We start from the raw sequence: 22,983 nt of genomic DNA, 5'->3' as shown, positions 1-22,983 counted from the left end.
CGGCGCTACTACGCAATTATCATTACGTTTTCCCGCGGAGATGAGAGCGGGATCACCCCGCGGCGGGACGGCGGCGCGCTCAGGCGGCGCCCTCGTGAGCGTCGCCGTCCGTTGTGTCCGCGAACACGACGTCCGCCAGCGCTCCGAAGCGCGACTCGACGTCGGCGACGGCGGCGGCGTCGGTGGCCGATCGCTCGAGCCGGTCGAGCAGGGCGGTGATCTCGTCCCGCACGCGCGGCGAGGGCGGCGGCGCCGCGCGGCTCGCGGCGAGGGCGCGGACGACGAGCGAGAGCTGCCGCAGCACGGCGCCAGCGCCGTGGGCGCGCCGGCGCCGCGGGTCGCCCGCGGTGAGGCGGGCGTGGCGCACGAGCGCGCAGACGCCGTGGCAGAGGCTCGGGTCGGCGAGCAGCGCCCGGACGGCCCAGCGCGCGAGGCGGCGCGAGTACAGGCGGCGGACGAGCGGCCCCTCGGCGCGGGCGTCGTGCCAGATGCGCGCGGCGCCGTCCTCGCCGACGGACACCAGCGCGAGCGCGATGGGATCTCCGGCGGCGAGGCAGGCTCGACCGGCGTCGATGCGGCCGTAGCCGTGCTTGGCGTTGTGGCCGTCGCGATCGCGCCCGTCGGGGAGCACGTCCCACGCGTCGGCGATCGGCTCGGCCGACGCGGGCGCCGCGGGAGGCACCGGGGCGAGCGTGCGCATCACGAGGGCGTCGAGCTCGGGCAGGCGGAGCGACGGGTTCTGCGACAGGACGAGGAGCAGCGAGCCCGCGGCGAGGGCCGAGGCCCCGCTCGACTCGGCGTGGCAGAGCCGCTCGAGCGCGGGGGTCGCGCTGGACGCGGACGGCAGCGGACAGGTGATGTCGTCCCCTGGCGCGAGCCACCGCACCGCCGGGCCGCGGTTGGCGAAGGGGCGGCTGCGCCCCCGCCGGTCCCGCCAGAGGAACCACCCTTCGCCGCGGGCGCCCGGGCCAACGCAGAACACGCGCGGGTCGCTCGCGGGCTCGCCGAACCCGAGCGAGAAGCTCGCGTGCAACGACTCGGGAGGGCTCGAGGCCTCACGGCCCGTGGGGAACACGACAGGGCAGCCCCGGCCGCGGCGCCCGAGGCGGGCGGCGAACTCGAGCGCGTCGTCGAGCATGGGCGTCGTCGAGCCCTCGACGTACGCGGCGCACACAACGACGTCGGCGCCGTCGCTGACCGCCCGGACGATCGCGACCGGAAGGGCGAGGACGCACGATCCAGGCTTCGGGATCAGGTAGAGCCGGGGCGACGCGTCCGGCGCGACGCCGCGGAACCCGCCGGGGCGACGGCCCCCCACGGCCCACGCGACCATGAACGCGCCGTGCGCCTGGCTGCGCGGCGGCTGCTCCATCATGACGAGCACCTCGCGCTCGAGGCCGAGCTCGTCGGCCGTCCACGCGTCGTCGTCGATGACCCCGAGGCGCGTCCCGGCGCCGCCCCCGCAGCGGCGGCGATCGACGCCGATCCCGCCGCCCTCGTCGCGCAGGAACCAGCGGCCGGGGGTGACGGGCTCGTCCTCGACCGAAGCGCGGCGCGCCGTCCAGCCCTCCGGGCGCGCCGCGGCGCCGGCGGCCGCGTCGAAGCGCGGGGCGACGGCGGCGCTCGGGCGCCGGGCCGACGCGACGTAGCGCACCGGCAGCGCCGCGGCCGAGAGCGCCGCGGCGACGTCGGCGCGCCGCCCGCGGTCCGGGGATCGGACGCGGAGCCAGAAGATGGGCGTCCGTTCGATGACGCGCTCGACCGCGACGCCAGGCCAGCGCGCCCCGAGCGCCGCGGCGACCGCGTCGGGCGCGACGGGGCACCGCGAGGCGACGACGACGTCGAGGGGACCGTCGTCGTCGTCGCCGGCGGCGGTGGGGACCGGGGCATAGCCGAAGTCCCATGGCGGGCGCCGCGGGCGCGCCCTGGGCGTCGCGGACGACGCCGGGGGCGGCGCGCTCTTGCGACCGGGCGCCGGACGCGCGCGCGCGGACCCCTCCTCCGGAGAGCCCGCCCCCCCTCGCGCGGCCGCGCCGCGGCCGCGGCTCATGCCAGCACGGCCTTGGCCCAGGCGTTGAGCGCGTGGGCGCGGTTCGCGAAGCCGGGGCTCTCTGCCTCGCACCGCGCGAGCTCCTGCGCCTGCGCCGCCTTCCCCTCCGCCCAGGCCGCGACGCGGCGCGCGCCGAGCACCGCGGCGCGCCGCCGCGCGGCGCGGAAGCACCGGCGCTCGCCGTCGAGCATCGCCGCGAGGACGCCGGAGTCGAGCACCATCCGGCGGACGGGGAGCAAGGACGAGGGCGCGTCGGGGATCGGCGGCTCGCCCTGCGCCTTCGGCGTCACCGCGATCCCCCAGGGCGGCGTGCCGAGCGGCCCGTACGCGACCGCGCCGCGGTGGCGCGGCTCCGAGGCGCGCTCCCGATCGCGCTCCTCGGCCCGGGGCTCTCCGTGCGCGCGCGATCGGAGCTCCGAGGCCAGGACGACGGCCCAGGCGCCGCCTCGCTGGTAGTCGTCCTGCCAGTCCATGACGTCGTCGTGGAGCTGCAGCCCGAGCCACACCGACGACAGCAGCCGCGCGAGCACCTCGCGCCGCTCGGCCGTCCAGCCGGCGGCGTGCGCGAGGGCGATCGACGCCGGGAAGCCCACGCTCTGCTTGCCGAGGGAGAGCGCGTAATAGCGGCTGAAGCCGGCGGGCCCGCCGCTCGCGAGGAGGCTGCGCTCGGTCTCGATGGCGAACAGCGTCGCGTCGTCCGCGCGCGCGAAATCGATGGCCGGGTCGTCGACCCCTGGCGCGACGCGGCGGAGCGCCTCGTCGCGCGCCCGCCGGGCGTGCGCCAGGATGGCCTCGAGTTGCCAGGTCGGGCGGACCTGCTTGTCCTTGATGCGATCGGTGCCGAACGCCTCGATGACGGCGAGCAGGTGCGCGAGGAGCGCGTCCTGCACCGTGGCCCCGCGGACGCCGGGCATGGCCTCCGCGAGCAGCGCGGGCGCGGCCAGCGTGATCTCGTTGCTGAACACGGCGCTCCAGGGCACGTCGCGCGACGGCGACAGGCCGAGCGTGTAGGCCAGCCCCTGCGCGTCGGCGTGCAGCATCCCGGGGAGGGTCCGCCAGAACGCCTTGTAGAGCTCGTCCACCCACAGGGCGTCATCCATGCGCGGGCACCTCCCCCGCCCGGCGCGGCGCGCCGGGCCCGGCGCTCGCGGTGCGCGGCGCGCTCCGGGCGCCGGTAGATGGCACCGGGGCAGAGCCGCGCCGGTGAGACGTACGCCGATGGCGGTGCAACCCCGCCTGTCGCCTGCGCCGCAGCATCAATAGACGTTCGACTCCTTCCAGGGCGACAGGCACACGTTGAAGCGCTCCTCGACCACGATCGCGCGCCACTGGAGCACCTGGGAGGCGCTCAGCCCATCGAAGAAGCCGCCGATCCAGGAGCGGATGCGGCCGTTGAGCTGCGCGCGGATCCTGGCCGCGTCCACCGGCTCCTCATCTGCCTCGGGCGCGACGACGTAGAGGGCGAGCAGCTGCTTGAACTCGTCGAAGTGCTCCTGGTTTCGGAGCAGGGAGATGTAGAGCGCACGCAGCTGTGCGTGCGGGTCGATCGAATTCACCGTTTGCATGGGCCTCCGCCGCCGGTCCACCACCGGCGTCGGACGGCACATTGCACGTCACGGGCCGCCGTGAGCCAGCGTGTAACCCATTGGAATTACTCGATCGACGGCGGCGGCCGGAGCGGGTCGATACCCGAAACCGACCATCATCTGCCCGAATCCGACCGCTCCGCTCGACGCGATGTCGCCTTTCCACCGAGGTGGACATAGATATGTCCAGTGCTGCACGTGCCCGACTCGACACCAGCCGGGATCGCAAAAGACGCACCGGCACATGCCGTTCATTTCATGCGTAGCCGAATCGAGCAGTGGAGCTGGATCACTTCCCGCCGCCGAAGCTCGGGCTGCCGCCCCCGCTCGGAATGAAGAGGACGCCGCCGCCCCCCCCACCGCAGTCGCTGAGCGCGATGAGAATGAGGAGGACGACGATGACGACGACGACGATGACGACGATCCGGCCGGCTCCGGCGCTCGTCCCGTCACCGAACGAGGGGCTCGGCGGGGGTGGCAGGTGGAAGGCGGCGGCGAGCTCCTTCCCTGGAAGCGGTGAGCAGAACGACACGCTCACCTCGGTCGGGGCCTGCTCGATGCTGACCTTGCCGCCCTCGCCCTGGTACTCGGTGGCCTGCACGGCCTCGCCGATCTCGACCTTCCAGTAGAACTCGCCGATGACGTATTCCACCTCGGCGTGGACGCTCTGCTTCAGCGCATACGTCCGCCCTTGATAGCTCGCCGTCGAGCCCATCGGCTGGACCTCGCCGGGCGAGAGAGGCGTCACGAGCTGCCACGCCCCGTCCTCTTCCATGAGCCACAGGTAGCCAACGCTCGGTCCGCCGTAGAGCAGGTACTCGCGCCAGCGGTAACGCTCGCCTTCCACGGTGCAGCCCCGGATGACGAAGCCGATGCAGAGCACGCGCATGCCGCGGAGCTGGCCCTCGGCGCCGAGCGGGACGTACGGCTCCATGGGCGGCCTGGGGACCTGGCCGAGCGCGACGAGCGTGCCCTTCGTGAGATCGCTCGCAGTACCGCAGTACCGGCAGACGATGCGCTCCGTGGTGCCGGGCGCGGCGAGCGGCAGGTTGCCGCCGCAGTTCGGGCACACGACGGCCGACACCTGCGCCGTGGGCTGGTCCACGGGGGCCCCGGTGTCGAGCTGCATGATGGCCGGGTCGATCTGCCGGCCCAGGTAGAGCTTGGGCGGGATCGTCCGCCCGTCGCCGTAGTCGAGCGTCCCGAACTCGCCCCTCGGCCCCGCGATATCGGCGAAGCCCGTCACCACGCCCGGCGCGGCGACGTAGGGCATCTCTCCTTCGGCCGAGATCACGCGCCGGCGGCCGACCTCGACGACGGTGAACATGCCGTGCCCCTCGAGGTGGACACGGCCGCCCGGCTGGAGGGAGCTCCACGGCGGCAGCCCGTTCATCGGGAGCGGCGCCTCGGTGGTGGCGTACCAGCGCCCCTGGGCGAACGCGACCCACGTCCAGCGGCCGCTGGCCGGGAACGCGACGAAGATCTCCTGCCAGGGCGCGCCCGGCGCGCTGGCCCGATCGAGCTGGACGCGGCCGTCGACCACGAACGGCTCGTTGCCCCAGCGCCCGGTGACGCCGAGCTGGAGGGGCGTGGGAATCTCGACCAGGTCGGCGACGCGCCCGACGGCGCGGAGATCCCGATCGGTGCGCGCGACGACGAATTTGCAGTGCTTGCACACCTGCGCCATCGCGCCTGCGAAGCGAAACGTGATCGGCGCGCCGCAGGAGGGGCACGCGGCTGCTCGGTCGAAGGGCGTGCTCACGCGAGCACCATACTAGAAGCCTCGACGACGAAAGAGGAAGCGTTTCAGGTGCGCCGGCGAGCCCGAACAGGCTGTGGTCCAGCGCGAGCGGTGCTAGGACCGCGCCGATGCCGGCCGTCGAGGAGAGCCCTGCGGGCGCTCGGGGCGCCCCTCCCGGGGACGCTCCGGCGCCCTTCCCTGCGGCGCAGCCGCTGCCCCGGCTCGTGCACCCGGCGCTCCTCGCGAGCGTGTTCGTCATCGCCACGTCGGGGCTCGTCTACGAGCTCATCACCGGCACGCTCGCGAGCTACGTCCTCGGCGACTCGGTGACGCAGTTCAGCTTCGTCATCGGCCTTTACCTGTTCGCGATGGGGATCGGCTCGTACCTCTCCCAGTACATCGAGAGCCGGCTCCTCGAGCGCTTCGTCGAGATCGAGCTCGGCCTCGCGCTGGTCGGGGGGCTCTCCGCGCCGATGCTCTTCCGGGTCTACACCGCGCTCGGGTCGTTCCGCGCGCTGCTCTACTCGCTCGTGCTGCTCATCGGGATGCTCGTGGGGCTCGAGATCCCGCTGCTCATCCGGCTGCTCAACTTCTCGCTGGATCTGAAGCGGCTCGTCGCGCGCGTGCTCACGCTCGACTACATCGGCGCGCTGGCCGCGAGCCTGCTCTTCCCCTCGCTCCTCCTGCCCCGCCTCGGGATCCACCAGACGAGCCTGTTCTTCGGCGTGCTCAACGCGGCCGTCGCGCTCACGAGCACCTTCCTGTTCCCGCTCGATCGCGCCGTCATCGTCCGGCTGCGGGCGCTCTGCCTGATCGTGATCGCCGGGCTCGGGGTCGCCTTCGCGCTCGTCTCGCGGTTCGTCGAGCGCTCGGAGGCGCTCTATTTCGGGGCGCCCATCGTCTACGCCGCCCAGTCGCCGTACCAGCGCCTCGTCATCACGAGGAGCCCGCGCACGACGCGCCTCTTCCTCAACGGCAACCTGCAGTTCTCGTCGGACGACGAGCACCGGTACCACGAGGTGCTCGTGCACCCGGCCGTCGCCGCGCTGGGGCGCGAGCCGCGGCGCGCGCTGATCCTCGGCGGCGGCGACGGGCTCGCCGCGCGCGAGCTGCTCCGTTACCCGTCGGTCGAGCAGATCCTGCTCGTCGACCTCGACGGCGCGGTCACCAGCGCCTTCCGCGATCTGCCGCTCGCCGCGGACCTGAACCAGGGCTCGCTGCACGACCCGCGCGTCGCCGTCCGCAACGAGGACGCGTTCAAGTACCTTGAGGAGTCGACCGAGTCGTTCGATCTCGCGATCGTCGACTTCCCCGATCCCGGCAACTACGCCGTCGGCAAGCTGTACACGGACGCCTTCTATCACCTGCTCCGGCAGCGGCTCTCCGTGCGCGGGCTCGCCGTCGTCCAGGCGACGTCGCCCCACTACGCGCGCGAGTCGTTCTGGAGCGTCGTGACGACGCTCGAGGCGGCCGGCTTCAAGACCGCGCCGCTCCACGTCTACGTGCCGAGCTTCGGCGAGTGGGGCTTCATCCTGGCGGGCGGCGAGGGGCTCGCCGCGCCCGGCGCCCTCCGGATCGATCCGTCGAGGCTCCGCTACCTCGACTCGAGCGGCCTGCCGGAGCTCTTCCGGTTCCCCCGCGATCTCGGCCGCGTCGAGGCGCCGATCAACCGGCTGAACGACCAGAAGCTCGTCTCCGTGTACACGCGCGAGTGGGCCGAGTGGACCCGGTGATCCGGTGAACCGCCGCGGCTTCCTGAGCTCCGTGGCCGCGGGCTGGGTCGTGCACACGGCCGCGCCGGGGCGCGCGCCGCTCGCCGGCGAGATCGTCGGCGCGGCCCACGGCGCGGGCCACCTGCTCCGCGGCGGCCCGCTCCCCGCGGCGAGCGGCCCCGCCGAGCGCGCGGACGTCGTGATCGTCGGCGGCGGGGTGAGCGGGTTGTCGGCCGCGTGGCGGCTCGCCGGCGCCGGGCTCGATCTGCGGGTCCTCGAGCTCGAGCCGAGGCCGGGCGGCACGAGCGCGTGGGGCGACGACGGCGTCGTGCCGCACCCGTGGGGCGCGCACTACCTCGCCGCGCCGAACGTCGAGGCGCGCGCGACGCTTCGGCTGCTCGATCAGATGGGCGTCGTCACGGGGTGGGACGCGGCGGGGCGCCCCGTGTTCGATCCGAGGCGGCTGTGCCACGCGCCGGGCGAGCGGCTGTTCTACGAGGGCGCGTGGCACAGCGGCCTCGCGCCGGTCGACGCGCTCTCGAGCGAGGCGCTGGACGAGCTCGAGAGGTTCCACGCGCTCGAGGAGGAGCTCACGGAGCTCACCGGCAGCGACGGGCGCCCGGCGTTCCAGATCCCGCTCGATCGCTCCTCGCGCGACCCCGAGCTCCTCCGGCTCGACCGGATGAGCATGGCGGCGTGGCTCGATCGCGAGGGGTACCGCACGCCGTTCGTGCGCTGGTACGTGCGCTACGCGATGCTCGACGACTTCGGCGGCGAGCCCGAGGAGATCTCGGCCTGGGCGGGGCTGCACTACTTCGCGGGGCGCAAGGCGCGCGCGCCCGAGCTCGCGGGCAGCCGCTACCTCGTCTGGCCCGAGGGCAACGGCCGGCTCGTGAAGGCGCTGCTCGAGCGCGCGGCGCCGCGCGTGTCGCTCGGCGCGCTCGTCACGTCGGTGCGCCCGCAGCCGAGCGGCCGCGTCGAGATCGACTACGTCGACGTGCAGCGCGGCGAGGCGCGCCGTATCGAGGCCCGCGCGGCGATCCTCGCGGCGCCGGCGTTCGTCGTGCGCCGGATCTTCGCGGGGGGCGCGGCGGGCGAGCTGCCGGAGCGGGTCGCGTCGGCGTGGCTCGTGGCGAACCTGCACGTCGAGCGGCCCATCGATCCCAACCACGCGTGGGATTCCGTCCTCTACGGCGCGGAGGGGCTCGGCTACGTCGACGCGCGCCACCAGCTCACCGATCTCGCGGCGGCGACGACGCAGCGGTCGCGCCTCGCGACGCCGGTGCAGCGCACCGTGCTGACGTACTACCGCGCCTTCGGCGGGCCGGACGTCGCCGCCGCGCGCGCGGCGCTGCTCCGCGCGCCGTGGGCGTCGCTCGCCGACGGCGTGCTGCGCGATCTCGCGCCGGCGCACCCGCACCTGCGCGACGACGTCGAGCGGATGGACGTCATGATCTGGGGGCACGCGATGCCGCGCCCGCGCCCCGGCTTCCTCGGCCCGCGGCCGTTCGAGCCGCGCTGCGCGCTGTCCGAGCGCGTCGCCTGGGCCCACGTCGATCAGCCGGGGATGGCGCTCTTCGAGGAGGCGCAGGCCTGCGGCGTGCGCGCCGCCGAGGCGATCGCGGCCTCGGCGGGGATCGCGATCGGCGAGAGCTGGCTCTGAGCTCGATCGCCCGTCGCCTCGGCGCGCGCCGCGCGGCGGGGAACCCCACGTCCTCTCTCATCTTTCAAGAGCAAAGTGCGTCCGGCGAGCGGGCGCCTCCGGAACGGTCCTTTACCCCTGCCGCCGGCCGCTTCCAGCGGCCATGGAGCGGCCGCTGTGGGAGATCCAGCCCAGGATTTCAGCTTTGCCCTCGCCTTGAACTTGCGCTGCCCCCCTGCTCCGCGTCTACTCTCTGCCCATGTTGCGGACCCGGTTTGCCGGGATGACGGATACCGGGCTCCTCCGGGACCACAATGAGGACAACCTCCTCGTCAGCGAGGAGTACCGTGTCGTGGCCGTGGCGGATGGAATGGGCGGACACCGCTCGGGCGACGTCGCGAGCCAGCTTGCCGTGAGCACGCTCTCGGACTTCTTGTCCGTGACGGTGGGGAGGGACGCCACCTGGCCTTTCCCTGCCGATCCGAACCTGACCGAGGAGGAGAACTACGTCGTCACCGGCCTCAGGCTGGCGAACCGGCGCATCTTCGATCGCTCGCTCAAGACGCTCGCCGACTTCGGCATGGGCACGACGATCGTGGCGGCGATGTTCTCCAAGGACGCCGAGCACGTGACGGTGGGTCACGTCGGGGACAGCCGCTGCTATCGCCTGCGCGACAGCCAGATCACGCAGCTCACCCGCGATCACTCGCTCGTCAGCGACGCGGCGCACATGGCGCCGTGGATGACCGAGGAGGAGGTCAGGCAGCTGCCGGCCAACGTCATCACGCGCGCGCTCGGCATCCGCGAGGACGTCCTCGTCGATCTCGTGACGGACGAGACGCGGCACGGTGACGTGTACCTCCTCTGCTCGGACGGCCTGTCCGGGCTGGTGAGCGACGATCAGATCCTCGAGCTCGTGATGTCCAGCGGCTCGCTGGACGCTGCGTGCACGGCGCTCATCGATCGGGCGAACTACTTCGGCGGCACCGACAACATCACGGTCGTCCTCGCCCGCGTCGAAGAGGTGCCTGACGGCAAGCGCCCCTTCAACGACGAGCCCACCCAGGAAAGCCGCTAGCCCGCCGCGGCGCGCCGCTCTGCGGTCGCGCGCGAGCTCCCGACACCGCCGCCGCGCAGGCCTCACCCCTGCGCGGCGCGATCTCGCCCGGACCAGCGAGCGATCCCCCTCGGACAGGACAGCTCGGCCCCACGATCGCGTCGAGCGGAGCGCCGCCATTACCCGCGCGCGCACCACGCTCCGGACGCCCCGCCCCGATGCGTCGGCGATGCGTCGGCTACAGGACGAAGTGATCCATGAGCTGAAGGACCTCCAGGTTCAGCCCCTTCAGCGCGGCGCACTCCCGCTCCACCTCGGCCTGGAAGACCGGCTTGATGTGGTAGAGCATCGTCGGCAGATCCCTCGGCGCGCGGAACTTCTGGAGCTCGAGGGCGAGCGTCTGCGGCGTGTGGTGGCCGCTCACGGTGGCGAGGCGCTGCTCCCGGTTGGGGAAGCTGACCTCCATCAGCAGCGCGCGGAGGTCCTGCTGCTGGTTCAGCACCTCCCACAGCCGCTCCGTGGGCCCGGTGTCGCCGCTGTACGCGATCGCGCCGCCGTCCCCTTCGATCACGAACGCCGACGCGTCGATCGTGTGCGTCACGTGGACCGCGCGCACGAGCCGACCGGCGACCGGCGTGGGGCGCTCCGGCTTGAGCTCGAGGTACTGGATGGTCGGCTGCCCGGCGCTCGGGATGACCGCGAAATCGGGCCAGAGCACGTTGTTGAAGAAGTGCTTCTTGAGCGTCCGCAGCGTCTCGCGCGTGCCCGCGATCACGAGCGGCGGGCACCCGAGCTGGCAGCGGTTGTCCGCGATCGTGGCCAGGTCGCGGATGTGATCGAGGTGCGCGTGGCTCACCAGGCACGCCTCGATCCGCGCCTGGTCCTTCACCTCGAGCCCGCTGGTCAGCGAGCCGGCGTCGATCGCGAGGATGTCGTCCACGACGAACGCGCACGTGCGATGCCTGGGGGTCTCCCCGCCGTGGCAGCCGATGACACGCAGCTCCACTGGTTCAGCTCTCTCCGCCGAACTTCTGCGGCATGTCCAGGAACTCAATGAAATCCCTGAACCTGCGCATGTCGGTCACCATGATCGCCGCGGGTCCAGGCGGCCCGTACGAGAGGAGCTTCAGCCGGCGGAGCCGCTTCATCACCTCGTCCACCGTCTCTTGCTCGACGTCGACCTCGCGCGCGATGTCCTCGGGAGAGGAGCGGACGCGTATGCCTTCAGGCGTCTCCTCTCCGAAGGCCTCGGCGTGGCGCGCGAGCGCCAGCATCACGCGCGCCTTCGGGTCACGGTGCATGAGGATCTCGACGAGCGAGTTCGCCGCGTCGAGCCGCTTCGCCAGCTTCTTGAGGAGACGGAGCGCTATCTCGACGTCGCGCTGCAGCATGACCTCCAGCTTACGCGCGTCGATCACGAGGCAGCGGGACGGCTCGCTCACCGTCGCCGTCGCGTTCCGGGGCTTGCCGTTCAAGATCGCCATCTCGCCGACGAACTCGCCGGGCCCGAGCACCGCGAGCACCTTGTCCTCGCCGACGACCGACTTCGTGATCCGCACGGCGCCCGACTGGATGACGAACATGACGTCGCCGGAGTCACCCTCACGAAAGAGCACGTCGCCCGGCACGTACTCGCGGCCATAGCGGGCGAACGACGACTCCGACATTGCCCGGGAGTCTAGCGCCCCACGTGACCGCGGGTCAAAAACCCGGGCAAGAGCGCTGGCGCTCACAAAACACAAAACGCGAGGGGCCCCCCAAGCCAGCATGCTTTGGAGGGCCCCTCGGCCCGCTTCGTCGGGGCAGCGCGCCCGGCGGGCCGCCGCGCGGAGGCGGCGGCAGCCCGAGAGCGGCGCGGACAGGCGATCAACCCATGTCGAAGTCGCCCATGCCGCCCATGCCGCCCATACCCCCCATGCCGCCCATACCCCCCATGCCGCCCATGCCGCCGGGAGCCCCGCCGCCCGCGGCCTTCTCCTTCTTGGGCTTCTCGGCGACGAGGGCCTCGGTCGTGAGCATCAGCGCGGCGACGCTGGCCGCGTTGGAGAGCGCGTGCCGCACGACCTTGGCGGGATCGATGACGCCGCCGGCGAGCAGGTCCTCGTACGAGTCGGTCGCGGCGTTGTAGCCGAACGTCGGCGCGCCCGTCCGGACCTTCTCCGCGACCACCGTCCCGTCGACCCCCGCGTTCTGGGCGATCTGGCGGAGCGGCGCCTCCACGGCGCGGCGCACGAGCCGCACGCCGACGTCGCGCTCGTCGTTGAACTTGAGCGACTCCAGCGAGGCGGCCGCCCGGAAGAGCGCCACGCCGCCGCCGACCACGATGCCTTCCTCGACGGCCGCGCGGGTCGCGTGGAGCGCGTCCTCGACGCGCGCCTTCTTCTCCTTCATCTCGACCTCGGTCGCCGCGCCGACCTTCACCACCGCGACGCCGCCGGCGAGCTTCGCGAGCCGCTCCTGGAGCTTCTCGCGATCGTAGTCGCTCGCCGTGTCCGCGATCTGCTTGCGGATCGCCTCGATGCGGCCCTTGATGGCGGTCTTGTCGCCCTGGCCGTCGACGATGACGGTGTTGTCCTTGTCGATCTCGACCCGCTTGGCCGTCCCGAGGTCGCGCACCGTGGCGCTCTCGAGCTTCTGGCCGAGGTCCTCCATGAACGGCGTCGCGCCCGTGAGGATCGCGATGTCCTTCAGCATGTCCTTGCGGCGATCGCCGAAGCCGGGCGCCTTCACGGCGGCGACCTTGATCGTGCCGCGCAGCTTGTTCACGACGAGCGTGGCGAGCGCCTCACCCTCGATGTCCTCGGAGAGGATGAGCAGCTCGCGCCCCTGCTTCACCACCTGCTCGAGCAGCGGCAGGAGGTCGGCCATGGCCGAGATCTTCTTCTCGTGCACGAGGATGAGCGGGTTCGTGAGCACCGCGGTCATCTTCTCGGGGTCGGTCACGAAGTAGGGCGAGAGGTAGCCGCGGTCGAACTGCATGCCGTCGACGGTCTCGAGCTCCGTCGTCATGCGCTTGTTCTCCTCGACCGTGATCACGCCCTCCTTGCCGACCTTCTCCATGGCGTCGGCGAGGATCTGGCCGATCTCCTTGTCGCCGTTGGCGCTGACCGTGGCGACCTGGGCGATCTGGTCCTTGTCCTTGGTCGGCTTGGCGGCCTTCTGCACCGCCTCGATGACCTTCGCGACCGCCGCGTCGATGCCGCGCTTCAGATCCATCGGGTTGTGGCCGGCCTCGACGAGCTTGAGGCCCTCGCCGAAGATCGCCTGCGCCAGCACCGTCGCCGTCGTCGTGCCGTCGCCGGCCTTGTCGCTCGTCTTCGAGGCGACCTCGCGCACCATCTGGGCGCCCATGTTCTCGAGCTTGCCGGCGAGCTCGACCTCCTTGGCGACCGTGACGCCGTCCTTCGTCACGACCGGGGAGCCCCAGCTCTTCTCGATGACGACGTTCCGCCCCTTCGGCCCGAGGGTCACCTTGACCGCATCGGCGAGCGTGTTCACGCCCTTGAGGATCGCGGCGCGGGCGCCGCGGCTAAAAACGATCTGCTTCGCAGCCATCTCTCAATCCCCTCGCGGCCGCGCGGCCGCGTGTACTAACGCTTGCGTTCGGTTGCCTCAGACCTGGTTCACGAGGCGGACTCGGTCACGGCGAGCACATCGTCCTCGCGGATGAGCACGTGCTCCTCGCCGTCGAGCTTCACCTCGGTGCCGCTGTACTTGCCGAACAGCACCTTGTCCCCGACCTTCACATCGAGCGGGCGAACCTTGCCGTCCTTCAGGACCTTGCCGTTGCCCACCGCGACGACGCGCCCCTCGATCGGCTTCTCCTTCGCGGCGTCGGGGATGATGATGCCCCCCTTGGTCTTCGTCTCGCTCTCGACGCGCTTGACGACAATCCGATCCTGCAGCGGCCTGATTTTCATGCTGGCTCCCTCGTCCTCGGCTTGTTGACTGACCATCGGCTCGCCGGAGGTCCCGTTCGCCCCCCCGCTGGGGCGATCCGCCCGCGCGACGAGAGCTAAGTGCCCGACATCGCAGTGTCTTGGCACTCTCCTAGGCCGGTGGCTAAACCGCGGCCGAAAGTAAATCAGTCACCCGGCGCGTCAAGGGCACGCAGCAGGGAGCCGCGACTTTTCCGGGGCCGAAAGTCCAGGGCGGCGAAGCCGAGATGGCTGGAGAAGCGACGGGCGACGGCGAGAGCGCGGTCGCGACATCGTGGAGCCTCCCCAGGGACGAGCCCTCCGAGAGTGCGAAGACAGTACGGACGGATTATGGCGAGAGCGCGATGGCATCAGCGCGACGACAACGGACGGCATACAACGAGGGCGGAGCGGGTTGAGCGAGGAGCCGAGCAGGGGGAAGGGCTCGCTCGATGCCCGAGTCGCTCGAAACACGCGAGAACTGGGCGATTTTTGGCGGTGAGCATTTTTCTTCGGCGGGTCCGATTTTGATCGCTTGACAATCCAGGCAGCCCGAGTAGATTCCGCGGCCCGTGGCGCTGATGAACACGGCGCTGACCCCTTGGGGGATCGTCTAACGGCAGGACGCAAGATTCTGGCTCTTGCTATCAAGGTTCGAATCCTTGTCCCCCAGCCAGGCCGCTCAGCTCTGCTGTCGGTCTTCTCCACAGAACAAGGTCCCATCGTCTAGCGGTTAGGACATCGGCCTCTCACGCCGGTAACGCGGGTTCGATTCCCGCTGGGATCGCCACTTCACACCTCTCGCCTCGTTTCCTGCTGCTTCCGTCTGATGTCGTGCGTCGGGCACGGCAAGAAGCACAGCGTCATCGAACGAGCGAGCACGCAGATCAGCGAAGACGTCTTGCTCCGTTCACGTTGCGCTACCCTGTGGCGCATGGCGGCGCAAGACGAAGAGGAGCTCTTCGACCTCCTCGATGACGGCGGCCGGCCGCTCGGCGTGCGCAAGGCGCGCAGGCTCGTTCACCGCGACGGCGACTGGCACCGGAGCGTTCACGTGTGGGTGCTCCTCGAGCGGGGGCCCGATGGCCTGGAGCCGGACGGCGGCCGGAGCGCCGCGGAGCCCTGGGTGCTCTTCCAGCAGCGCAGCCCCGACAAGGACACCTGGCCCGGCGCGCTCGAGGTCGCCGTGTCGGGGCACTACCGCGCCGGAGAGGATCTCGCTGGGGCGCTGCGCGAGGCGGAGGAGGAGATCGGCCTGCCGCTCTCGCCGCGCGACGTTGTCCGGCTCGGCACGCGCCGCAGCCAGGACGATCACGCGCCGGGCATCGTCGATCGCGAGCTGCAGGACGTGCTGCTCGCGACGACCCGCCGCGCGCTCGAGGAGCTGCGTCCCGATCCGCGCGAGGTGACCGCGCTGCTGTCGCTCCCGCTCGGCGCGGCGCTGCGCCTCGTCCGAGGCGAGGTGCCCCGCGCGAGCGGCGTCGTGCGGCGGCCGCCGGACGCCGCGGGCGCCGTGAAGGTCGAGCCGCGCGACGTGCGGCTCGATGAGTTCGTCGTCGCGCGCGACGGCTACTTCGAGCGCGCGCTCGACACGATCCGCAGGCGCCTCGCGGGCGAGGCGCCGGCCCCGTGGCTCCTCGGCTAGGACGGCGGCGCTCTCTCCTCGCGCCCGTGCTGTCAGCCTGAGCCGCGGCGCCCGTCCGCCGGCCGCCGGGGCTTCTCGGGGGGCACCGCCGACGCGACGAGGAACCCCTCGGCGCGGTGCGGGGCGAGCCCGCAACGCGCGTTCATGCGCTTGGCGATCTCGTCGCCGGCCCTGACGAGCGCGTAGAACCACCGGATCCCGAAGCGATCGTGCCCTTCCCGGAGCGCCGCCGCCTGCAGGGGGGCCCCGAGCCCCCGCCCGCGGTGGTCCTCGCGCAGCGAGGTGCAGATCGGCATGGCCGTCCACGAGGGCGCCTCGCCCACGTCGGAGATCCAGAGCGGCGGGGCGCCCAGCAGCCCGAGCTGGGCGAGCGCCTCGCGCCCGCCGATCTCGGCAGGCTGTGGCCGCGTCATGACGCACAGGGTGGCGCAGCCGATCAGCGCCCCCGCGCCGTCGCGCAGCGCGAGCGTCAAGGAGCGCCCCTCGCCGCCGCGCAGGTACCACCCCGGGAGCGGCGCGTGGCCGCTCTCGGCCTGAAGCTCCTGGATCGCGCGGATCGACGCATCGTCGTCGTCCGGCGACACCCTGGACAGGCGCAGGCCCGGCGGGAATGAGCGAAACCGGCTGAGCCCCTGCACGGCGGCGCGCACCTCGCCGGCCGGGGCGCCCATCACCGAGAGGTCCTCGTCCACGGAGAGCCCCGCCTGGCGCAGCGACGCCGAGAGCGCGGCGAGCTCCGGCCGGGGGGCGTGCAGGATCACGCGCTCGAAGCAGCGCACGAGCGCCTCGCGCCGCTCCGGCGGCGTCCGCTGGGCGTGCAGCAGGATCAGCGAGCGGCCGTCGGTGGTGATGCCGTCCTGCTCGCCGATCCAGTCGCGGGCGGCGTACAGGATCCGCTGAGCACGGTAGTCCGCGGCTTCACCGAAACAACCCGGTCCGTCCGCAGGACCGGGGCCGCGCTGCTGCGGGGCGTCGTCGCGATCGAGGTCGAAGGCAAGCATCATGGCGGCATCCCTCCTGTCGAGAAGCAACGGCGGCTGCCACGAATGGCGGCCCCTCGAGGAGCCGCCACCCGGCGCGGGACGCCCGCGCCCAGCGCCCGAGCGAGCCCCTGCCGCGCCGCGCAGGTCCACCGGCGAGATGGCCTGACGCGGCGGTGCGCGAATGCGGGAGAGCGCCGCTCCACCAGCGGCTGTTCAGCCCGCGTGTCGAGACTTCAACTTATCCCTGCTCGGCGATCGCGCAAGCGGCGACATGCCATGATCCGGGCAGCGCTCCAGCGGGGACACGCACGCTCATGCATGCTTACAAGCAATCGGAATCACTAACGAATCAGGCCAACATCCACTGTCGATCTCAAGGCACATCGCCGCCCGACGGGGCCGCGGCATGGACATAGAAAGACCTAGCCTGGAGAGACCCATGGCCCCGGGCACCCGCGCGTCGGGGGCGGACCGGCGAGGCGCGTCGGACGCGTCGGACGAGCGCGCTCGCTCGCGGCGGCCTTCGGCGGTTGAGGGCGATCGCGCGCCCTGGTAGGTTGGCGTCCAGTATTGCGCAATGACCACCGCCCTTGTCACCGACCCCGACGACGACGCGCCCGTGACGCCACGCCCGTTCCTCAAATGGGCGGGCGGCAAGGGCCAGCTGCTCCGCCAGTTCCAGCCGCTCCTCCCCGCGTCCTACGGGCGCTACTTCGAGCCCTTCATGGGGGGGGCCGCGCTCTTCTTCTGCCTGCAGCCGAAGCGCGCGGCGCTGACGGACGTCAACGCCGAGCTCATCGACTGCTACCGGGCGGTGCGCGATCGGGTCGACGAGGTGATCGCCGCGCTGGGCAGCCACGCCTACGAGGAGGCGCACTACTACAAGGTTCGCGACGTCGATCCCGCCTCGCTCTCGCTGCCCGAGCGCGCCGCGCGGACCATCTTCCTGAACAAGACGGGGTTCAACGGGCTCTACCGGGTGAACAGCGCCGGCCGCTTCAACGTGCCTTTCGGCCGCTACGTCAAGCCGGCCATCTGCAACCCGCCCCAGCTGCGGGCCTGCTCGGCGGCGCTGCAGGGCGTCGAGATCGAGGTCCGCGACTTCGAGCGCGTGCTCGACCACGCCCAGGAAGGCGACTTCGTGTACCTGGACCCGCCGTACTCGCCGGTCTCGTCGACCGCGAACTTCACGTCCTACAGCGCGGGCGGCTTCGGCTTCCGCGACCAGGAGCGCCTCGCCGCCCTCTTCGCCGAGCTCGACGCGCGAGGCGTCCAGGTGATGCTCTCGAACTCCGATGTTCCGGAGATCCCGCCGCTCTACAAGCGGTTCAAGATCGACCGCGTCGCGGCGCTCCGGAGCATCAACGCGAAGAGCGACGCCAGAGGCCGCGTGGGGGAGATCGTGATCCGGAACTACGGCGCCAGGCGGAGCCGCAAGGCGGCGCCCGCAGACAAGGCGGGCTGAGCCCGGCGCCGCCGCGCGGCGCGCGGCTCAATCGACGGTCTTGCCCTCGTGCTTCTCCGGATCGGGCGCCGCGCGCTCCTCGGCGTACGCCATCGCCACCTCGATCTCCTCGTGGATCTCGCGCGAGGTGACCTTGTTCCCCGAGGGATCGACGGCCTCCCACACGAAGCCGCGGACCTCACCCGGACGCTCGGGTATCCAGCGGACCCGCAAGGTCCAGCCGTGCAACTCCGCCGTATAACCGCCTTCCTCGTGATCCCGCTGCCACGCAGAGACGGTCGGGTGCTTCACCATCGCGATGTCTCCGGCGCAGAAGGTCGAGAGGACAGAAGAACTGTTCCCGAATGGCCGCGCTCCCCCCCCGAGCAACGCCGCCGTCCGGGAACACGGGGAAGATAGCAGGCGCCCGACGCGCGGCGATCAGGCAGGCGTGTGTTCCTCATGCGGATGCACCTTACCCGAATCCCAGCGCGCGCCGAAAGGTCCTCGCCTTCCGATGGGGCCGTCAGCGCGAGCAGCGTGAACAGCACAGGCATCATCGCGCGGACGGGCGGCGCCTGCGATGCGCACCCCATGCTACGAAGCATGCATGGGGGCAGGAATCGTCGTCTTCTTCGGGCTCGCGCTCGTCGCCTATCTCCTGGTTGCCCCGCTCGTCGCCTTCGTGTTCGCCGTCCGGGCCAACCGGCGCAATGAGGACCTGCTGCTGCGGATCCACGCGCTGGAGCACCGGGTGGCCGAGCTCTCCGGACAGCGCGGCCGCGCAGCGCTCGCCGCAGCGGCGGAGAGCCCTCGAAGCACACACGGCCTGGAGCGAGAGCGGATTGCCCAGGGCGCGCTCCCGCCCCCAGCGGCGGCGCAACCCGCGCTCGACGCCGAGGGCGCAGGTGCACCGCCCTTGCTCGACGCGGCGACCGCCGGCGCGACCCCCGCGCTCGACATGGCGACCGCCGGCGCGCCGCCCTTGCTCGACGCGGCGACCGCCGGCGCGCCTCCCGAGATCGCGCATCCGACCGCCCCCGCGCCCCGGGCGGTCGCGTCCACGGCGGTCGCCGCCGCGGAGGCCGCGGCGCCCCCCGCGGTCGCGTTCCCGGGTCCCGCTGCTCCTCCGATGCCTCGCGCGCTTCGCCCCGCGGCGACGCTCGACGCCAGCGCGTCCGGCGCCGGCTCGGCCGCGCACCGCGAGGCCCCGGAGCGACCCTCCATCGAGGAGCGGCTCGGCCTCACCTGGCTCACCCGCGCAGGCGCGACCACCTTCTTGCTCGGCGCGCTCTTCTTCTTCAAATATGCCTCGGACAACGCCTGGATCGGGCCGTTCGGGCGCGTCGCTGTCGGCGCCGCGATCGGCGCCGCGCTCCTCGCCATCGCCGAGGTGCTCCGCGGGCGCGCGCAGCGTCGCTTCGTCCACACGCTCATCGGCCTCGGCCTCTCGGTCCTGATCGCGTCGGTGTGGGCGAGCGCCGCGCTGTACGAGCTCGTCCCGATCCCCGCGGCATTCGCGGCGGACACGGTGCTCCTCCTGCTCGGCGCAGGCCTCGCCCTCCGCCACCGCGGCGAGGCCATCCTGGTCCTCAGCCTCGTCGCCGGCTTCCTCAACCCCGTCGTGCTGTCGACGGGGCAGGACCGGCCGCTCGTCCTGTTCGGCTACCTCCTGCTCATGACGAGCGTCGCCCACGCCGTCGCAGCGAGGCTCGGCTTCCGCGTCGCGCCGTGGCTCGCGATCGCAGGCCATACGGCGCTGTTCTGGGGCTGGTACGCCACGTACTTCGACGCCAGCGCCGCCCCGGCCGGCGGAGACCCGGACGCGGCGCCCTGGCTCGACTCGCCCGCGCAGGCGCTCCCGGGGCCCTACTTCCCGCTCGCCGCGCGCGCGGCGCCCCTCGCGTTCGTCGCGCTCGCCGCGGCGCAGGGCATCCTGCGCGCGCTGTGGCTGCGCCGCGCGCCCGCCTCGAGCCCCGATCGAAGCGCCGCGCCGACCGGCGCGGCGGCGACCGGCGTCCTCCGCGTCGCGGCGCGCGCGGACGCCACGGCGACAAGCATCGCCGCGCTCGTGCTCGCCCACGCGGGCGCGACCGCGCTGCTCTTCGACGCGCCGCGCGCGCTCACAGCCGCCGCCATCGCGCTCGCGCTCGCGGCGCTGGTCGCCCTGCGCGCGCCGGTGGAGAGCGCCTGGCTGCTGGCGCCGATGGGGGCCGCCTTCCTCGCCTTCGCGGCGACGTTCGCGGACGCGCCCGCCGCGCACCGGACGACGCTCGTCGCGCTCGTCGCGGCCTGGACGCTCGTCTACCTCGCGGGGTGGCTCCGCGGCGCCGGGCTCGCGCGCCAGCTCGATCGGAAGACCGCCATCGCGTGCTCCGCCGGCGCGGCGCTCTTCGCCTGCACCGCGGGCATGCTGTTGATCGAGGCCGATGCGGCGCTCTTCGCGCTCGCGCTCGCGGGCGCGGCCGCCCTCGCGGCGTGGACGGCCGCGCGCGCCGCGCTCCCCGCCCTGCTCCTCGCCGCGGCGATCGTCTCGGCAGGCGCGCTCGCGGCGGCCGCGCATTTCGCGATCACGCCGGCGGACGCGGGCGCCTCGGCGGCCGCCGGTGCCGTCGACGCCGTCGACGCCGTCGATGCAAGCTTCCTCGGCGCATCGGCGCTCGTCATGCTGGTGTTCCTCGGCGCCGCGGGCGCCTCGGCGCGGCGCCCGCGCGAGCCCGGCGCGCCGGCGCTCTCGTGGTCCGACGCGCTCGCCGCGTGCGTGGCGACGCTCGGGTTCGTCGCGGCCGCGCTCGGCGCCACGCCGGAGGACACGCCGACGCTCCGCGCGCTGCTCACCGCGGGCGCCGGCGCCCTGGACCTGGCGCTCGGCGCGGCGCTCCTCCGCGCCGGCGTGACCCGCGCGGGCGCCGCGCCCCCCGCCGATCGCATCGCCCTGCTCCTCGGACAGGCGCTCGCCCTGTTCGCCGCGGCCGTCGCGTTCGGGCTCGGCGGCGCGACGGTCACCGTGGTCTGGAGCATCCTCGCGGCCGTGGCGGCCGCGATCGCGGCGCGCACCGGCGAGCGCGCCTGGCTCGCCGTCACCCTGCTGCTCTTCGCCGCCGCCCTCGCGCGGGCGCTCGTCGTGGATCGGGCCGAGGCCGAGGCGCTCGTGACGACCTGGTTCGCCACGCACGGCCGCGATGGGACGATGGCGGTTCCCGTCCTGCTCAACGCGAGGACCTATGCGTTCGCGGGCGTGAGCGCCGCCCTGCTCGCCGCGGGGCGGCTGCTGTCGCGCGCTGCGCTCGCGCGCGACGTAGACGCCGCCCGCCCCCCGGACGCCGCGCCCGCCGAGCTGCGCGGCGCCGCGGTCACGGCGCTGGGCGCAGGGTATGCCCTGCTCATCACGACCGTCGTCCTCGAGGTGCGGAGCGCGATCGCCGCGCTCCCCGCCGCCCCCCCTGCCCCGCTCGACGCGGCCGAGTTCGCCGAGCTCACCGTGCAGCACCGCGCCGCCCTCGAGGGCCAGCAAGGCAGCCTCGCGATGGCGACCACGCTCGTGCTCGCCCTCGCGGCGATCGCGCTGCTCACCGCGGGGTTCGCGGCGCGCGACGCCTTCCATCGCTACGCCGGGCTCTCCCTGTTCGCCGTCACCATCGCGAAGCTCGTTGCCTGGGACGTCTGGCACGTCGAGCGCATCTACCAGATCGCCCTCTTCACGGGCGTCGGGGCGCTGCTCGTCGGCGGAGGGTTCCTCTACGCGCGGTTCGGCCGGCGCCTCGTGACGCTCCTGCGCGCCGGATCGCGGGGCGCGGCCGGGCCGCTCGCGCTGCTCGCGGCGATGAGCCTCGCGCGGCCCGCCGAGGCCCAGACCGGCGCGGCGCTCCCGACCGAGAGGCACGCGCTCGTCCGGCCCATCGAGGGCGTGGACGCCGCCGGCGACCACCGCGTCGACGTCGATCTCGACCTCTACCGCGAGAGCCGCGCGGAAGAGGTGCTCGCCGACGTCCGCATCGCAGGCCCCGACGGCGCCGAGGTGCCCTACGTGATCCGCGAGCCGGGCGCCGCGCACGCCCCCGGGCGGATCGCGGCCACGATGCTCGATCCGGGGGTCGACGCCGCCGGCGTGGCGCACGCGACCTGGGCGCTCGACGCGCCCGGCACGCGCCACTGCCGCGTCGAGCTCAGCGTCACCGGCGGCAGCTTCCTCCGCGAGGCGCGGGTCGAGACCGGCGCGGATCCGAGGGCGCTCAGCGAGGTCGCGCGCGGCGCCTACGTGTACCGCGTCCCCCAGGGCTCGGAGACGGTCGAGCACGTGTCGGTCCGCTATCCCCTCTCGCGCGCCGCCCTGGTCCGGATCCGCCTTGTCCCCGAGGGCGCCCCGGCGCGCGGCGCGGCGGCGGACGTCCGGATCACGGGCGGCGCCGTCTCGTGCGAGCCGCAGGCCCCCACCGACTCCCCCGCGCTGCTACCGCTCGCGATCGTCGAGACGCAGCGGGACAGCGAGGCGAAGACGACGCTCGTCACGCTCGACGCCGGCGCCGACGGCGCGCCGCTGGAGGCCGTCCTCCTCGACGTCGCCACGCCGGAGTTCAGCCGCCGCGTCGACGTCGCCTCGACCACGTACCGCGCGGTCTGGCCCGCCGTGGGGAGCGGCCTGATCCATCGTATCCGTCCGCGCGGCGAGTCGGGGCCCTCGCTCGCGTCGACGCGGATCCCGCTGAGCCCGACCCGGAAGCGCTTCCTCCGGCTCACGATCCACGACGGGGACTCGGCGCCGCTCTCCCTCTCGGGCGCGCAAGGCGAGGTTCGGGCGCGGGAGATCGTGTTCCGCGCCGCGCGACCGGGGCCGCACCGGCTCTACGTCGGCGACGCGCTCGGCAAGCGCCCGAGCTACGATCTGGCCGACCTGCTCGACCCCACCGTGCGCGAGCGCCCCCCCGCCGCGAGGCTCGGCGCCGCAGCAGCGAACCCGGAGCTCGGCGCCGCCCCGGTCGCGCGCGAGCTTCCGTTCACCGAGCGGCACCGCGCGCCGATCGGGGGCGCGCTGGCCGTCGGGTTGCTCGCGCTCTCGCTGTGGGCCGCGCGGCTCCTGAAGCGAGGGGAGCGAGGGGAACGGGAGCGAGGCGCGCCGCCCGACGACCCCGCGCCGCCGAGGCAGCGAACAGAAGACAGCGAGCCCAGGCCGTGATGTGCTCGCATGTTGCCGTGGGTCGCCGGGGAC

Annotated in this window: 16 protein-coding genes and 2 tRNA genes; 8 read left to right on the top strand and 10 right to left on the bottom strand. The window is 73.1% G+C overall.

The genetic code is table 11. The annotated features are described in order from the left end of the window. Positions 1–79: 79 nt before the first annotated feature. From WMF11_RS15625 to WMF11_RS15610, 4 genes are all read right to left on the bottom strand, one after another. The gene (locus WMF11_RS15625; RefSeq protein ID WP_437909159.1) at positions 80–2,050 is read right to left on the bottom strand and encodes a S8/S53 family peptidase; all 1,971 of its coding nucleotides are present in this window, start codon (positions 2,048–2,050) and stop codon (positions 80–82) included. Beyond that, positions 2,047–3,150 (bottom strand): hypothetical protein, encoded by a 1,104-nt coding sequence (locus tag WMF11_RS15620; RefSeq protein WP_437909158.1) that lies wholly within the window; start codon positions 3,148–3,150, stop codon positions 2,047–2,049. The genes WMF11_RS15625 and WMF11_RS15620 overlap by 4 nt, the downstream gene beginning before the upstream one ends. Before the next feature lie 156 nt (positions 3,151–3,306). Next, a complete protein-coding gene (locus WMF11_RS15615) occupies positions 3,307–3,615 on the bottom strand; it encodes a hypothetical protein (RefSeq protein ID WP_157906673.1) in 309 nt (102 codons plus the stop codon). Positions 3,616–3,925: 310 nt separating this feature from the next. Further along, positions 3,926–5,398 carry a DUF4178 domain-containing protein gene (locus WMF11_RS15610; RefSeq protein WP_437909157.1) on the bottom strand — a complete coding sequence of 491 codons (1,473 nt, stop codon included), beginning with the start codon at positions 5,396–5,398 and terminating at the stop codon, positions 3,926–3,928. 107 nt (positions 5,399–5,505) lie between these two features. On the opposite strand from WMF11_RS15610, the gene WMF11_RS15605 reads away from it, so the two are divergent. The 3 genes from WMF11_RS15605 to WMF11_RS15595 all read left to right on the top strand — a co-directional run bounded on the left by WMF11_RS15605 (position 5,506) and on the right by WMF11_RS15595 (position 9,809). Further along, complete coding sequence (locus tag WMF11_RS15605; protein WP_437978014.1) at positions 5,506–7,110, top strand: polyamine aminopropyltransferase; 1,605 nt, start codon at positions 5,506–5,508, stop codon at positions 7,108–7,110. Between the two features lie 4 nt (positions 7,111–7,114). Beyond that, positions 7,115–8,752, top strand: coding sequence for an FAD-dependent oxidoreductase (locus WMF11_RS15600; protein ID WP_437909155.1), 1,638 nt, complete (start codon positions 7,115–7,117; stop codon positions 8,750–8,752). Positions 8,753–8,990: 238 nt separating this feature from the next. Continuing rightward, a complete protein-coding gene (locus WMF11_RS15595) occupies positions 8,991–9,809 on the top strand; it encodes a PP2C family protein-serine/threonine phosphatase (RefSeq protein ID WP_437552642.1) in 819 nt (272 codons plus the stop codon). 217 nt (positions 9,810–10,026) lie between these two features. Here WMF11_RS15595 and WMF11_RS15590 read toward each other — a convergent pair whose 3' ends face one another. The 4 genes from WMF11_RS15590 to groES all read right to left on the bottom strand — a co-directional run bounded on the left by WMF11_RS15590 (position 10,027) and on the right by groES (position 13,708). Next, positions 10,027–10,794: an MBL fold metallo-hydrolase gene (locus WMF11_RS15590; RefSeq protein ID WP_437552641.1), complete on the bottom strand. Its 768-nt coding sequence runs from the start codon at positions 10,792–10,794 to the stop codon at positions 10,027–10,029. Positions 10,795–10,798: 4 nt separating this feature from the next. Further along, positions 10,799–11,455: a Crp/Fnr family transcriptional regulator gene (locus WMF11_RS15585; protein WP_437552639.1), complete on the bottom strand. Its 657-nt coding sequence runs from the start codon at positions 11,453–11,455 to the stop codon at positions 10,799–10,801. Positions 11,456–11,654: 199 nt separating this feature from the next. Continuing rightward, entirely contained in the window at positions 11,655–13,343 is a 1,689-nt protein-coding gene (gene groL, locus WMF11_RS15580) for a chaperonin GroEL (protein ID WP_437717766.1), read from the bottom strand. Between the two features lie 68 nt (positions 13,344–13,411). After that, the gene (groES, locus tag WMF11_RS15575; protein WP_012235412.1) at positions 13,412–13,708 is read right to left on the bottom strand and encodes a co-chaperone GroES; all 297 of its coding nucleotides are present in this window, start codon (positions 13,706–13,708) and stop codon (positions 13,412–13,414) included. 599 nt (positions 13,709–14,307) lie between these two features. Here groES and WMF11_RS15570 point away from each other — a divergent pair. The 3 genes from WMF11_RS15570 to WMF11_RS15560 all read left to right on the top strand — a co-directional run bounded on the left by WMF11_RS15570 (position 14,308) and on the right by WMF11_RS15560 (position 15,350). After that, positions 14,308–14,381 (top strand) — tRNA-Gln (locus WMF11_RS15570). A 39-nt stretch (positions 14,382–14,420) separates the two neighbouring features. Then, positions 14,421–14,495: transfer RNA gene (locus WMF11_RS15565), tRNA-Glu, on the top strand. Positions 14,496–14,639: 144 nt separating this feature from the next. Further along, positions 14,640–15,350 (top strand): NUDIX hydrolase, encoded by a 711-nt coding sequence (locus WMF11_RS15560; RefSeq protein WP_437978013.1) that lies wholly within the window; start codon positions 14,640–14,642, stop codon positions 15,348–15,350. 32 nt (positions 15,351–15,382) lie between these two features. Here the strand turns inward: WMF11_RS15560 and WMF11_RS15555 are convergent, their stop codons facing one another. After that, positions 15,383–16,354 (bottom strand): hypothetical protein, encoded by a 972-nt coding sequence (locus WMF11_RS15555; RefSeq protein WP_437909153.1) that lies wholly within the window; start codon positions 16,352–16,354, stop codon positions 15,383–15,385. Between the two features lie 556 nt (positions 16,355–16,910). Here WMF11_RS15555 and WMF11_RS15550 point away from each other — a divergent pair. Beyond that, the gene (locus WMF11_RS15550) at positions 16,911–17,798 is read left to right on the top strand and encodes a DNA adenine methylase (protein WP_437552634.1); all 888 of its coding nucleotides are present in this window, start codon (positions 16,911–16,913) and stop codon (positions 17,796–17,798) included. A gap of 27 nt (positions 17,799–17,825) precedes the next feature. On the opposite strand, the gene WMF11_RS15545 is transcribed toward WMF11_RS15550, so the two are convergent. Continuing rightward, positions 17,826–18,092, bottom strand: coding sequence for a hypothetical protein (locus WMF11_RS15545; RefSeq protein ID WP_437552632.1), 267 nt, complete (start codon positions 18,090–18,092; stop codon positions 17,826–17,828). Between the two features lie 295 nt (positions 18,093–18,387). Between WMF11_RS15545 and WMF11_RS15540 the strand changes: the two genes are divergently transcribed. Beyond that, a complete protein-coding gene (locus tag WMF11_RS15540) occupies positions 18,388–22,950 on the top strand; it encodes a DUF2339 domain-containing protein (RefSeq protein WP_437978012.1) in 4,563 nt (1,520 codons plus the stop codon). Positions 22,951–22,983 lie beyond the last annotated feature (33 nt).

It is taken from the genome of Sorangium sp. So ce295, from assembly GCF_051527405.1.
In the GTDB taxonomy this organism is placed as follows: Bacteria; Myxococcota_A; Polyangia; order Polyangiales; family Polyangiaceae; genus Sorangium; species Sorangium cellulosum_B.
Note: the sequence above shows the minus strand (reverse complement) of the source record. Positions and strands in the feature narration are given on the sequence as shown.

Bases quoted from the DNA above. Each gene is read 5' to 3' on its own strand.
- WMF11_RS15625 (WP_437909159.1), bottom strand. From the start codon at position 2,050: ATGAGCCGCGGCCGCGGCGCGGCCGCGCGAGGGGGGGCGGGCTCTCCG.
- WMF11_RS15620 (WP_437909158.1), bottom strand. From the start codon at position 3,150: ATGGATGACGCCCTGTGGGTGGACGAGCTCTACAAGGCGTTCTGGCGG.
- WMF11_RS15615 (WP_157906673.1), bottom strand. From the start codon at position 3,615: ATGCAAACGGTGAATTCGATCGACCCGCACGCACAGCTGCGTGCGCTC.
- WMF11_RS15605 (WP_437978014.1), top strand. From the start codon at position 5,506: ATGCCGGCCGTCGAGGAGAGCCCTGCGGGCGCTCGGGGCGCCCCTCCC.
- WMF11_RS15595 (WP_437552642.1), top strand. From the start codon at position 8,991: ATGTTGCGGACCCGGTTTGCCGGGATGACGGATACCGGGCTCCTCCGG.
- WMF11_RS15585 (WP_437552639.1), bottom strand. From the start codon at position 11,455: ATGTCGGAGTCGTCGTTCGCCCGCTATGGCCGCGAGTACGTGCCGGGC.
- groL (WP_437717766.1), bottom strand. From the start codon at position 13,343: ATGGCTGCGAAGCAGATCGTTTTTAGCCGCGGCGCCCGCGCCGCGATC.
- groES (WP_012235412.1), bottom strand. From the start codon at position 13,708: ATGAAAATCAGGCCGCTGCAGGATCGGATTGTCGTCAAGCGCGTCGAG.
- WMF11_RS15560 (WP_437978013.1), top strand. From the start codon at position 14,640: ATGGCGGCGCAAGACGAAGAGGAGCTCTTCGACCTCCTCGATGACGGC.
- WMF11_RS15555 (WP_437909153.1), bottom strand. From the start codon at position 16,354: ATGATGCTTGCCTTCGACCTCGATCGCGACGACGCCCCGCAGCAGCGC.
- WMF11_RS15550 (WP_437552634.1), top strand. From the start codon at position 16,911: ATGACCACCGCCCTTGTCACCGACCCCGACGACGACGCGCCCGTGACG.
- WMF11_RS15545 (WP_437552632.1), bottom strand. From the start codon at position 18,092: ATGGTGAAGCACCCGACCGTCTCTGCGTGGCAGCGGGATCACGAGGAA.
- WMF11_RS15540 (WP_437978012.1), top strand. From the start codon at position 18,388: ATGGGGGCAGGAATCGTCGTCTTCTTCGGGCTCGCGCTCGTCGCCTAT.